The sequence below is a fragment of the Pseudomonas sp. LBUM1657 genome (assembly GCF_059716075.1).
Map to the genome: position 1 here is coordinate 4,532,501 of NZ_CP166799.1, position 12,012 is coordinate 4,544,512.

General features: G+C 57.9%; 12 protein-coding genes and 1 rRNA gene (1 of these 13 running past the window's edge). 6 read left to right on the top strand and 7 right to left on the bottom strand.

The genetic code is table 11. The features are described 5' to 3' along the window. Positions 1-777: ribosomal RNA gene (locus ACA055_RS20870) — 16S ribosomal RNA — on the bottom strand (it extends 762 nt beyond the left edge of the window). Between the two features lie 670 nt (positions 778-1,447). Here ACA055_RS20870 and rhtA point away from each other — a divergent pair. Both rhtA and ACA055_RS20880 read left to right on the top strand, forming a co-directional pair. After that, entirely contained in the window at positions 1,448-2,335 is an 888-nt protein-coding gene (gene rhtA / locus ACA055_RS20875; protein ID WP_497680368.1) for a threonine/homoserine exporter RhtA, read from the top strand. Between the two features lie 168 nt (positions 2,336-2,503). Then, complete coding sequence (locus tag ACA055_RS20880; RefSeq protein WP_497680369.1) at positions 2,504-2,785, top strand: hypothetical protein; 282 nt, start codon at positions 2,504-2,506, stop codon at positions 2,783-2,785. A gap of 15 nt (positions 2,786-2,800) precedes the next feature. Here the strand turns inward: ACA055_RS20880 and ACA055_RS20885 are convergent, their stop codons facing one another. Then, the gene (locus ACA055_RS20885; protein WP_497680370.1) at positions 2,801-3,361 is read right to left on the bottom strand and encodes a TetR/AcrR family transcriptional regulator; all 561 of its coding nucleotides are present in this window, start codon (positions 3,359-3,361) and stop codon (positions 2,801-2,803) included. 92 nt (positions 3,362-3,453) lie between these two features. Here ACA055_RS20885 and ACA055_RS20890 point away from each other — a divergent pair, with 92 nt between their 5' ends. Then, a complete protein-coding gene (locus ACA055_RS20890; RefSeq protein ID WP_497680371.1) occupies positions 3,454-4,182 on the top strand; it encodes an SDR family oxidoreductase in 729 nt (242 codons plus the stop codon). Between the two features lie 36 nt (positions 4,183-4,218). After that, the gene (locus tag ACA055_RS20895; protein WP_497680372.1) at positions 4,219-4,809 is read left to right on the top strand and encodes a 2-hydroxychromene-2-carboxylate isomerase; all 591 of its coding nucleotides are present in this window, start codon (positions 4,219-4,221) and stop codon (positions 4,807-4,809) included. Here ACA055_RS20895 and ACA055_RS20900 read toward each other — a convergent pair. Beyond that, on the bottom strand, positions 4,806-5,804 hold the full coding sequence (locus ACA055_RS20900) for a zinc-dependent alcohol dehydrogenase family protein (protein WP_497680373.1): 999 nt from the start codon (positions 5,802-5,804) through the stop codon (positions 4,806-4,808). The two genes, ACA055_RS20895 and ACA055_RS20900, sit on opposite strands and share 4 nt — an antisense overlap. Before the next feature lie 104 nt (positions 5,805-5,908). On the opposite strand from ACA055_RS20900, the gene ACA055_RS20905 reads away from it, so the two are divergent. Next, the gene (locus ACA055_RS20905) at positions 5,909-6,829 is read left to right on the top strand and encodes a LysR family transcriptional regulator (RefSeq protein ID WP_497680374.1); all 921 of its coding nucleotides are present in this window, start codon (positions 5,909-5,911) and stop codon (positions 6,827-6,829) included. On the opposite strand, the gene ACA055_RS20910 is transcribed toward ACA055_RS20905, so the two are convergent. The 4 genes from ACA055_RS20910 to ACA055_RS20925 form a co-directional block, all read right to left on the bottom strand. After that, entirely contained in the window at positions 6,822-8,630 is a 1,809-nt protein-coding gene (locus ACA055_RS20910; RefSeq protein WP_497680375.1) for an aminopeptidase P family protein, read from the bottom strand. The genes ACA055_RS20905 and ACA055_RS20910 overlap by 8 nt on opposite strands. Positions 8,631-8,695: 65 nt before the next feature. Continuing rightward, entirely contained in the window at positions 8,696-9,853 is a 1,158-nt protein-coding gene (locus tag ACA055_RS20915; protein ID WP_497680376.1) for a cysteine desulfurase family protein, read from the bottom strand. A gap of 204 nt (positions 9,854-10,057) precedes the next feature. Next, on the bottom strand, positions 10,058-10,672 hold the full coding sequence (locus ACA055_RS20920) for a LysE family translocator (protein ID WP_497680377.1): 615 nt from the start codon (positions 10,670-10,672) through the stop codon (positions 10,058-10,060). Positions 10,673-10,772: 100 nt separating this feature from the next. Continuing rightward, positions 10,773-11,042, bottom strand: a complete 270-nt coding sequence (locus tag ACA055_RS20925; protein ID WP_497680378.1) for a hypothetical protein — start codon at positions 11,040-11,042, stop codon at positions 10,773-10,775. A gap of 399 nt (positions 11,043-11,441) precedes the next feature. On the opposite strand from ACA055_RS20925, the gene msuE reads away from it, so the two are divergent. Continuing rightward, entirely contained in the window at positions 11,442-12,005 is a 564-nt protein-coding gene (gene msuE / locus ACA055_RS20930) for an FMN reductase (RefSeq protein WP_497680379.1), read from the top strand. Positions 12,006-12,012 lie beyond the last annotated feature (7 nt).

Genomic DNA, 12,012 nt, shown 5'->3' on the forward strand with positions numbered 1-12,012 from the left:
TTGCTCCCCACGCTTTCGCACCTCAGTGTCAGTATCAGTCCAGGTGGTCGCCTTCGCCACTGGTGTTCCTTCCTATATCTACGCATTTCACCGCTACACAGGAAATTCCACCACCCTCTACCATACTCTAGCTCGACAGTTTTGAATGCAGTTCCCAGGTTGAGCCCGGGGATTTCACATCCAACTTAACGAACCACCTACGCGCGCTTTACGCCCAGTAATTCCGATTAACGCTTGCACCCTCTGTATTACCGCGGCTGCTGGCACAGAGTTAGCCGGTGCTTATTCTGTCGGTAACGTCAAAACAGATACGTATTAGGTAACTGCCCTTCCTCCCAACTTAAAGTGCTTTACAATCCGAAGACCTTCTTCACACACGCGGCATGGCTGGATCAGGCTTTCGCCCATTGTCCAATATTCCCCACTGCTGCCTCCCGTAGGAGTCTGGACCGTGTCTCAGTTCCAGTGTGACTGATCATCCTCTCAGACCAGTTACGGATCGTCGCCTTGGTGAGCCATTACCTCACCAACTAGCTAATCCGACCTAGGCTCATCTGATAGCGCAAGGCCCGAAGGTCCCCTGCTTTCTCCCGTAGGACGTATGCGGTATTAGCGTCCGTTTCCGAGCGTTATCCCCCACTACCAGGCAGATTCCTAGGCATTACTCACCCGTCCGCCGCTCGCCACCAGGTACAAGTACCCGTGCTGCCGCTCGACTTGCATGTGTTAGGCCTGCCGCCAGCGTTCAATCTGAGCCATGATCAAACTCTTCAGTTCAAACATCTTTGGGTTTTTAAGAAACCCTAAACTTGGCTCAGCAATCGTTGGCTACATCTTTGATTTCTCGCGGAGTAACTTGTGATGCTGATAATCTTGTTGACTATCAGTCTGACTCCACAAGCACCCACACGAATTGCTTGATTCAGTTGTTAAAGAGCGGTTGGTTAAGATCTTTCGTCTCAACCGAGGCGCGCATTCTACAGCAGCCTCTGTTGCTGTCAAGCGGTTATTTTCCGAAGTTTTCAAAGTTTCCTCTGCAACTTCAACCACTTGCGCTTTCGATCTCTCGTTAGCGGGAGGCGAATTCTACAGCGTTACTCGCTGCTGTCAACACCTCTTTTTCACCGCTGTCGACCGAGAAGATCGAACCGTCAAAAGAGCCACACAACCCTGCCCTTTCAACTCCTTCCAGGCTTCGATGACCTGAAGCAACTCGCTGTCGAAAACTGCGCAACTCTTTGTTTACCAAGGAGTTTTCCGTTTCGACTGCGCCGGAAGTGGGGCGAATTATAGACGTCCAGAATCTGCCGTCAACCGTTAATTACACCTTTCTATCAAGATGCTCAAAAACACTGCTTATATATAGACGGACCGGTAGCGATTGCGCAGTATATTGCCCAACACATAGAACGACGCTCTCGCTTCCTACTTTGGATGATGCCACGCAATGAATGACCAGCCTCGCAGTCTTGCCTCAACCCTGTTCTCGGTTGGCCTGCTATTAATAGCCATGGCATCGATCCAGTCGGGAGCCTCCCTGGCCAAAAGCATGTTCCCTGTCATTGGCGCTCAGGGAACGACCACCCTGCGCCTGATCTTCGCCAGCGTGATCATGGTGCTGCTACTGCGCCCATGGCGGGCGAAACTCACTGCTAAATCCCTGCGCACTGTCATCGTCTACGGGATGGCGCTGGGCGGCATGAACTTCCTCTTTTATATGTCGTTGCAGACAGTACCTCTAGGTATCGCAGTAGCGCTGGAGTTCACCGGACCACTGGCGGTCGCAATCTATGCCTCACGTCGCGCGATCGACTTTCTTTGGATAGCCCTGGCCGCCGCAGGTTTGCTGCTGTTAATACCTATAGGAACTGCGGCCGCGGGAATCGATCTGGTAGGCGCCGGCTATGCTTTGGGCGCAGGGGTCTGCTGGGCGCTGTACATCCTGTTCGGCCAAAAGGCCGGTGCCGACAATGGCGTGCAGACCGCAGCACTGGGGGTGATGATTGCCGCTTTGTTCGTAGCCCCTATCGGCATTGTCCATGCTGGCGCTGCACTGCTGACTCCATCTCTGATCCCAGTGGCCATCGGTGTCGCCCTTCTCTCCACCGCGCTGCCCTACACGCTGGAGATGGTCGCCCTCACCCGAATGCCGGCCCGGACCTTCGGCACGCTGATGAGCATTGAACCTGCGATCGGCGCACTGTCCGGCCTGTTGTTCCTCCAGGAATACCTCACGCTGTCACAGTGGATGGCCATCATGTGCATCATTCTGGCTTCCGTCGGCGCGACCATGACCATGGGGAGTAACGCAAAGCCTGCGGTCGCGGCGGATTGAGACAGGATTTGACGCGGGTCTGGTATTTGCCGCTCAATTAGGCCATGTTTAGGCCCGTAACCCAGTGTCAGTCATGGACTTTTCAAGGTAGGGATATAAAACGCTTCAAGCGAAAGCGAATACAGCCTAACCCGGGCGCAAGATCCGGGGACGCTATTAAGGACAGCAATGAAACGAATTTTGATACTGATCGCCGTACTTGCAGTTGCGGGTTGCGCGGCGACATCGGAAACTCATGTCAAACGCAACAAGAAAGGACTTCATATCAACTGTTCCGGGCTTTCGTCATCCTGGGACAAATGCTACACCAGCGCCGCCAACTCTTGCGCACCCAAGGGGTACAAGGTTATTGCCAAATCGGGGGATAGCGTGGAAGAACCCGGTGATTACCCGTTCGGCCTCAACCCCGCCGGCTATACCAGCCGCAGCATGATCGTCATCTGCAAATAGGTTGATGCCGCCTTGTCAGGTTCTAGGACCTGCGATCTGGCGGCCAATCTCATCGTAACTGGACTTCAGCACCCGCCGCTGGAGGTCTGGCGTAGCCAGCATCCGCGCCACCACCAATGCACCGATGCATTGCGACAGAATCGCCCAGGCCAGGCTGTCACTTTCCAGAACCTGCGCCCAACTCTCCTGAAGCCGACAAATCCAGTTCTCCGCCTGCTGGCGAATCAGGATATCTGAACGGGCAATTTCTGCTCCCAAGGCCGGCAGAGCACAACCGGATTCCGGGTGCTCGACATGAGCCATAGTCAGGTAATGCTTCAGACAACGCTCAAGCTTGCCTCGGTCCTGGTCGGCTCCCAGACGGGCCAGGCTTTGACACAACTCACGCTCGACGATTGAAGCGAACAGTTCGTCCTTCGACGAAAAGTGACTGTAAAACGCCCCGCCACTCAAGCCAATCGCCTTCATCAAGCCGTCGACACCGACGGTAGAAAATCCAGACTTCTTGGCCGACACCGCGCTGCTTTCCAGCAGTTTTTCTTTGGTTTCCAGCTTGTGATTGGCCGAGTAACGCATTGCCTTGCCCTCAGGTTGATTGCCTTGACGCTAGTCGAATCGTAGCATAACGTTCGTTCAGTTAACGATCGTTTAGCAAAAGGACCCTACCCATGAATAACAAGAAGGTCGTACTGGTTGTCGGCGCGGGTGATGCCACCGGCGGCGCCATCGCAAAACGTTTTGCCCAAGAAGGCTTCGTCGCATGCGTCACCCGGCGCAGCGCGGACAAACTCCAGCCGCTGGTGGATGCCATCAAGGCCAATGGCGGTGAAGCTCACGGCTTTGCCTGTGATGCGCGCAAGGAAGACGACGTGATTGCATTGGTCGAGCAGATCGAAAGCCAGATCGGCCCCATCGAAGCGTTCGTCTTCAACATCGGTGCCAACGTGCCGTGCAGCATTCTCGAAGAAACCGCCCGCAAGTATTTCAAGATCTGGGAAATGGCCTGTTTTTCAGGATTTCTCAATGCCCGAGAAGTAGCCAAGCGCATGGCCAAGCGTCAACGGGGCACCATCCTGTTCACCGGGGCCACCGCCGGCATGCGTGGTGCAGCAGGGTTTGCGGCATTCGCCGGCGCCAAGCACGGGATTCGGGCGCTGGCACAAAGCATGGCTCGCGAACTGGGCCCCATGAACATTCACGTTGCCCATGTGGTAGTGGACGGCGCCATTGATACCGATTTTATCCGCGACAGTTTCCCCGAAAAGTACGCGACCAAGGACCAGGACGGCATCCTCAATCCCGAGCACATCGCCGAGAATTATTGGTACTTGCACAGCCAGCCCCGCGACGCCTGGACCTTCGAGCTGGACCTGCGCCCCTGGAACGAACGCTGGTAAGCCCTCCCCTATAACAATAAGCAGAGTGCAATAACCATGAGCAAAAGCGTGGAGTTCTTTTTCGACCTCGGCAGCCCCGCCACCTACCTGGCGTACACCCAACTGCCAAAGATTTGCGAGCAGACCGACAGTCAGCTGATCTACGTTCCGATACTGCTGGGCGGCGTATTCAAAGCCACCGGAAACGCTTCCCCGGCGACCATTCCGGCCAAGGGTCGCTACATGTTTCAGGACTTGGACCGCTATGCCAGACGTTACGGCGTGCCGCTGAAATTCAATCCGCATTTCCCTATCAACACCCTGATGCTCATGCGCGCGGTCACGGGCATGCAGTTGCGCCACCCCGATCGTTTTCCAGCGTTTATCCAGTGCCTGTTTAATGCCCTTTGGGTCGAGGGCCGCAGCCTCGACGACCCGGCAACTGTCGCGGCAGTGCTGACACAAAACGGTTTCGATCCCAATGAAGTACTGGCCCTGACCGCCGATGAAGAAGTCAAAGCCACGCTCAAGGACAACACCGAGAAAGCAGTCCAGCGAGCCGTGTTCGGCGCTCCGAGCATGTTTGTCGATAACCAGCTGTTCTTCGGCCAAGATCGGTTGGACTTCGTCCTTGAAGCCCTGAGTTAAATCTCGATGACCAACCGCCCCTGCGCAGCTCCCGAAATGAGCAGCTCATGGGCGGCCTCGGCGGTTTGCAACGTGAACTGCCGAGGGTCGAGAAAGGGTTTGAGTTGGCCCGCTTCGATCAACCGAGCCGCCTCACGAAGAATCTCCCCGTGATGCTCTCGCCCCTTGCCGGTCAGCAATGGCAACAAGGTAAACACACCGGAATATGTCGCCCCACGAAACGAAAGCGGGGCAAGGCTGTGCTGTCCCCAACCAAGGCAACTCACCACATGACCGTCATAAACACGAGCAGCCTTGAACGACGCATCCAGGGTTTCCCCACCCACCGTGTCGTAGACGACGTCGAACCCCTCTCCAGCGGTATGCTCCGCCACGTACTCCTCAACGGAGGATTTGCGGTAATCGATAAACGTCGCACCGAACCCTTCGATGATCGATTGCTGGCCGATTGACCCCGTGGCGAACACCTCGGCACCGAATGCCCGGGCGATTTGCACCGCCACATGACCTACGCCACCCGCCCCACCGTGAATCAGCACTTTCTGCCCCTCCCGCACCCGAACACGGTCCACCAGGCCCTCCCACGCCGTGATCAGTACCAACGGCAACCCCGCCGCCTCACGCATAGTCAGATTGCCCGGTTTGCGCGCCAGCAGTCTTGCATCGACCGCAGCGTATTCCGCCAGCGAACCCTGCGCCCCTCCGATGCCAGTGGCCATGGCATAGACCTCATCACCCGGCCGCCATCCACTGACGCCCTCCCCCAATGCCTCAACAGTTCCGGCCAGATCCAGGCCCAATACCGCCGGCAGCGGTTGTCGCGCATGGGCGGCCTGACCGGAACGGATTTTCCCGTCCAGAGGGTTCACACCACTGGCCTGGATCCTGACCAACACCTGGCCCGCTCCAGGTACAGGTCGTTGAATGGAAGCCAAGCGTAGCGGTGCGTTAGCCGAGTCGACAATCAGAACGCGCATTTCAAGTGGGTCAGTCATTTCGCAATTTCCCGTCAGAGGTGGCTGTAGGATCAATCTTCCGCCAACCCACTCATGTCGATAAGACGCCAAATAGCTATAGTGACCATGCCCATACAGCATCAATGAGGAACCCAGTGGACAAACTCAATGCGATGGCTATCTTCGTCCGGGTAGTGGAGCGCGGCAGCTTTTCTGCGGTTGCCCGGGAATTGCAGACCAGCCAGCCGACTATCAGCAAAGTGCTGAGCGCACTGGAAACCCGGCTGGGTGGAAAGCTGATTGCCCGCAGCACCCGCAAGCTATCCCTGACTGACGAAGGCCAGCGGTACTACAACGAATGCCGACAGATCCTCGCATCAGTGGACGCGGCAGAGCACAGCTTCCAATCCGGCCGGGAAACCATCGCCGGGCATCTGAGAATCGGCTCATCGGTCAGCTTCGGGCGATTGCAGATTGCGCCGCGACTACCGGAATTCCTCAAACGCCATCCCGAGATCGACATCGACCTGCAATTGAGCGATCAGAATCAAGACTTGGTCAGCGAAGGCCTGGATGTCACGTTCAGGATCGGCGAGCTAAATGACAGCGGCTTGATCGCCCGCCGTATCGGCACTACCCACCGGGTGACCGTTGCAGCGCCTGAGTACCTGGCGCAATACGGCCAGCCGCAAACGCCGCAGGCATTGAGCGCGCACAATTGCCTCCTGTTCAACCTGCTGAACAGTCAAAACCTGTGGGTTTACGAGAAAGATGCCAGACGCCATGAAGTGCGGATCAAGGGCAATGCGCAAAGCAACAACTCCGAAGCGATTCGCGAGATGGTGCTGGGGGGATTGGGGATTGCGCTGTCGCCGGTATGGCTATTCAGCGAGGATCTGAAGGCTGGGCGGGTGACGGCGATTTTGCAGGACTACACCCCGCAATCGCTGCCGATTCACGCCGTGTCCCCGGCGAATCGTCGCCAATCCGCCAGGATCAAAGCCTTTGTCGATTACATGAGCCAGGCGCTCGAACAAGCGCCTGAACTGCGGCCGATCAGATAGCGGCGGTTCGAGTGTTCAACCACTCAAGGGCCGCACCGTCGAGCAACGGACTCAAGCGCTCGCGCACCTCGGCGTGGTAGGCGTTGAACCACTGCTTTTCGTCTTCGGTCAGCAGCGACGGTTCCAGGCAGCGAGTGTCGATCGGGCACAGGGTCAGGGTTTCGAACTTCAGGAACTCGCCGAACTCGCTCTTGCCTGCTTCACGGTTCAACACCAGGTTCTCGATTCGCACACCCCAGCGGCCCGGACGATAGGTGCCCGGCTCGATGGAAGTGATCATGCCCGGCTGCATCGCCGTTTGCGGTGCCGCGGCGGCCTGATAGGCGATGACTTGCGGACCTTCGTGAACGTTCAGGAAATAGCCGACGCCATGGCCGGTGCCGTGACCGTAGTCGACACTTTCAGCCCAGATCGGCGCACGGGCAATAGAGTCCAGCAACGGCGACAAAATGCCTTTCGGGAACTGTGCGCGGGACAAGGCAATCACGCCTTTGAGCACGCGGGTGCAATCGCGTTTCTGCTCATCCGTCGGCGTACCGACCGGCACCATCCGCGTGATGTCGGTGGTACCACCCAGGTATTGACCGCCAGAGTCGATCAGCAACAGACCGTCACCCTCAATCACCGCGTGTTCTTCCTCGGTGGCGTGGTAGTGCGGCATTGCGCCATTGGCGTTGAACGCCGCGATGGTGTTGAAGCTCAGCGACACGTAACCCGGACGTCGGGTACGCGCGGCCGTCAGGTGTTCGTCGATGGTCAGTTCAGTGATGCGCTCACGACCCAACGCCGTGTCCAGCCAGGTGAAGAACTCGCACAGTGCCGCGCCGTCCTGCTCCATGGCCTGACGAATGTGCTCGGCATCGGCCAGGCTTTTCTGCGATTTGGCCAGGGTCGTCGGGTTCAAACCTTCGACCAGTTTCACGCCACTGTTCAGGTTATCCAGCAGACCGGCAGTCACTCGCGCCGGATCGACTTGCAGGCTCGCGCCGCTCGGCACGGCGCGCAAGGCATCGGCCACTTCGCTGTAATCGCGCAGGGTCACGCCATCCTGCTCAAGGATTGCGCGTAATTCGGCATCAACTTTGCTCAGAGCCACGAACAAGGTGGCCCGCTGCTGGCTGATCAAGGCGAAAGAGACGAACACCGGATTGAACGACACATCGCCGCCGCGCAGGTTGAACAGCCAGGCGATGTCGTCGAGGGTGGCGATGAAATGCCAGTCAGCCCCGCGCTCTTTCAAGACTTCACGCAACTTGGCGAGTTTTTCGCCACGGCTGACGGTCGCTTGCGGCGGCAGGTGTTGATAGATTGGCTCGTTTGGCAGCGTCGGACGGTCGCTCCAGACTTCGTTCAACAGGTCGATGTCGGTACGCAGGCGTGCGCCTCGCTCTTCGAGTTTGCCACCCAAAGTACGCGCCGAGGCAACAGCCATCACCGCACCATCCACCGCGACGACACCACCTTCCGGGGTTTGCTCCGCCAGCCAATCCAGCGGGCCGGGTTGACCCGGTTGCAACTTGACCAGTTCGATACCGCTGCCCTTGAGTTCCTTGCTGGCTTGTTCCCAGTAACGACTGTCGGCCCAGACGCCGGCAAAGTCCGGCGTCACGATCAGCGTGCCGACCGAGCCATGGAAGCCCGACAGCCATTGCCGCCCTTGCCAGTAACCCGGCAGATATTCCGACAGGTGCGGGTCGGCCGACGGCACCAGCAGGGCATGAATGCCCTCCCGGCTCATCAGCTCGCGGGTTTGCGCCAGGCGCTCGGGCACCGATCCATTGATCGAAAGCTGCGTACTCATCGTGTCTCCTGCTAACCACTTCATCATTATTGTTGAGTGCCGATCAACGCCGGCGCTTTAAAGCGCTACTGCCAGAATGCCGGAGCACTGGCGCAGGCCGTTTTAATCATTTGCACTGCTTGGTCGATATCCTGCTCGGTGGTGAAACGCCCCAGGCTCAAGCGAATGGTGCGGCTCGCCGAGCGGGCATCGTGCCCCAGGGCCAGCAGCACGTGGGATGGAGCATTGCTGGCGGAGTTGCAGGCCGAAGTCGCGGAAAACGCGATCGAATGGCTCAACGCTGCGGAATTGAACTCGCCCTCGTCGAAGGTCAGGCTCAGGGTATGGGGAATGCGCTGGGACGGGCTGCCATTGAGGCGAACGCCGGGGATGCTCAGCAATTGTTCGAGCAACCGTTCACGCAGACGCACGATCGTGGCTTTTTCTTCATCGAACAATGTCGCCGCCAACGCGAACGCCACGCCCATGGCGGCAATCTGGTGCGTCGCCAGGGTGCCGGAACGCAAACCGCCCTCGTGGCCGCCACCGTGAATCTGCGCCTGCAAACGCTGTTGCGCGCGAGGGCCAACGTACAACGCACCGATGCCTTTGGGACCGTAGATTTTGTGCGCCGAGAAGGACATCAGATCCACCGGCCACCGGCCCAGGTCGATCGCCACTTTACCCGCGCCCTGAGCCGCGTCGACATGGAACAGCGCATCGCGATCACGCACCACCTGGCCGATAGCCGGGATGTCATTGACGGTGCCCAGTTCGTTGTTGACCAGCATCAGCGACACCAGAAAGGTGTCCTCGCGCATCGCCTCGCTGACGGCTTGCGGGGTGATCAGACCTTGCGCATCCGGCACCAGATAAGTCACTGCCACACCGGCATCCTGCAATTGTTTCGCGGTGTCGAGGATCGCCTTGTGTTCGATCTGGCTGGTGATGATATGGCCGCCTGATACCCCACGGGCCTGGGCCACGCCCTTGAGGGCAAGGTTGTTGGATTCGGTGGCGCCGGAGGTCCAGACGATCTGCTCCGCCTGGGCGCCGACCAGTTCCGCCACTTGATGCCGTGCCTGCTCGACCGATTGCCGGGCCTGTTGGCCGAACGCATGGGAGCTGGACGCCGGGTTGCCGAAGTTGCCGGTAAAACCCAGGCACTCGACCATGACCTTGATGACTCGCTCATCCACCGGCGTGGTGGCGGCGTAGTCGAAATACAGCGGACGTTTATTCATAAGGACTCGCAGAGCGTGTTCCGGGATCAGGAAGCTCGTCACCGAAATGTCAAAACGCAGCCTCGTGAGCTGCGCCGATCGTTCAGAGCGTTAGAAATACCTGATCGGATGCCATTAAAGAAGAACAACTTCATTTAAAAGTGCGTAGGAACGCTCCTGAAAAGCGAGCTTAACAGGCATCGGGCAACCGGTTGAAGCAATGCGTTAGCTAAAGCTTTCAAGCAATAACGGATACAACGAAACCACCAGCAGCGCGGCCATGCCCCAGTTGAACAGGCGCAACCAGCGACGGTCCTTCAGCACATTGCGCAACAGCGTGCCGCAAGCGGCCCACACACCAACGCTCGGCAGGTTGATCAGCGCGAAGACGGCGGCAATCACGATCACGTTGGTGAAATAGCCCTGCATCGGCGTGTAGGTGCTGATGGCACCGATGGCCATGATCCAGGCCTTGGGATTGACCCACTGAAAGGCGGCGGCGCCCAGGTAACTGATCGGCTTCGCCTCGCTCTGCTCGCCATCCGAGACTGGCCCGGAATGGGCGATTTTCCACGCCAGGTACAGCAAGTACGCCGCGCCGACGTAACGCAGCACGCTGTAGAGCAAGGGATAGGTTTGAAACACTGCGCCCAGACCGAAACCGACCGCCACAACCAGCACAAAGAAACCACAAGTAATGCCGAGCATGTGGGGGATGGTGCGGTTAAAGCCGAAGTTCACGCCCGATGCCAGCAACATGGTGTTGTTCGGGCCCGGAGTGATCGAGGTGACGAGCGCAAACAGGGCAAAGCCCAGCAGCAGATCGAGTGAAAGCGTCATGAGCGGCAGTCCATCAGGTCAGTCAGGTGTTGACCCTATCGCACGCACTGAGGGAAACCCACGGACAGTTGCGCAAAACTTCAAGCAGTACAGTTGTCGCTCAGCTTGGGCGACCATGAAGTTGTACAGCTCGCTCGGCATTCATTTCGCCTTGGTTGTCGAACTTGAAAGTCTTTTGCGGCTCGCCGAGCAATTCGGCTTTTTTCGCGTGGTATTCGTCGAAGGACAAACCGCGGCGGTTCAACGCCTCCAAGGCCAGTTCCTTGCTTTCTTCAGCGGTGTAGGGCCGCAGTTCCGGGGAAACGTGGCTGGCACATCCGGCGAGAACCGAGGCGGCGAGCAGCAAGAAAGTGGCGAGTAGAGGTTTCATGATTGGCGTCCTGGCATCTGGGTTCGGGGCAATGAACACAGGCTACTCGCGCCACTGAACGGGTAGAAATCAACGTTCTCGATAGTCGTTATTCGTTTTGCTAAACACCCCTTGGATTCAACACCCCATATTCCCATATGACCTATAAATATTAATTTATGGTCTTTTACGGAATAACAATCAGCCTTTATAACAACCCCATCGCCTCACGCACTGTTGCCCACGCAACTGTTTGCCCGGCAACAGTCAATCAACAAACAGCCCTTCAAATCGAACAGCGCTCACCCATCCATGCGCTGAAAGCCCCGTAAAACGTGGCCCCGAGGGATTGGTACAGCTCTTGCTCAACCCAGTGACTACTCACTGCTCCCAGAGCAACTGTTTAAAAAGGAACTGATCATGTCGCGTCCATTGAAAGTCGTTGCCCTCTCCGGCGGTACCTGGCGTCCGTCCCGCACTTTGGTGCTGACCCAGGCGCTACTGGCACAACTGGCCGAGCAATTGCCGATCGAGAGCAAGCTGATCGAACTGGGCGACATTGCCCGGCCATTGGGCGCGGCACTGTCTCGCCAGGAACTGAGCGCGGACATCGAAGCCGAGCTGCAGGCCATCGAGAACGCCGACCTGCTGATCGTCGCCGCACCGGTTTATCGCGGCTCATACCCTGGCCTGCTCAAGCACCTGTTCGATCTGATCGACCTCAACGCGTTGATCGACACGCCGGTACTGCTGGCGGCCACCGGTGGCAGCGAGCGGCATGCGCTGGTGCTCGATCATCAGCTGCGCCCGTTGTTCAGTTTCTTCCAAGCCCTGACATTGCCGATTGGCGTCTACGCCACCGAAGCCGATTTCTCCAATTACCAAATAACCAGTGAGCCCTTGAAGGCCCGCATACGCCTTGCTGCAGAACGCGCCGCGCCGTTGTTCGGCGCGCACCCCAAAAATCTGCTGAAAATCGCTTAAGGATTTC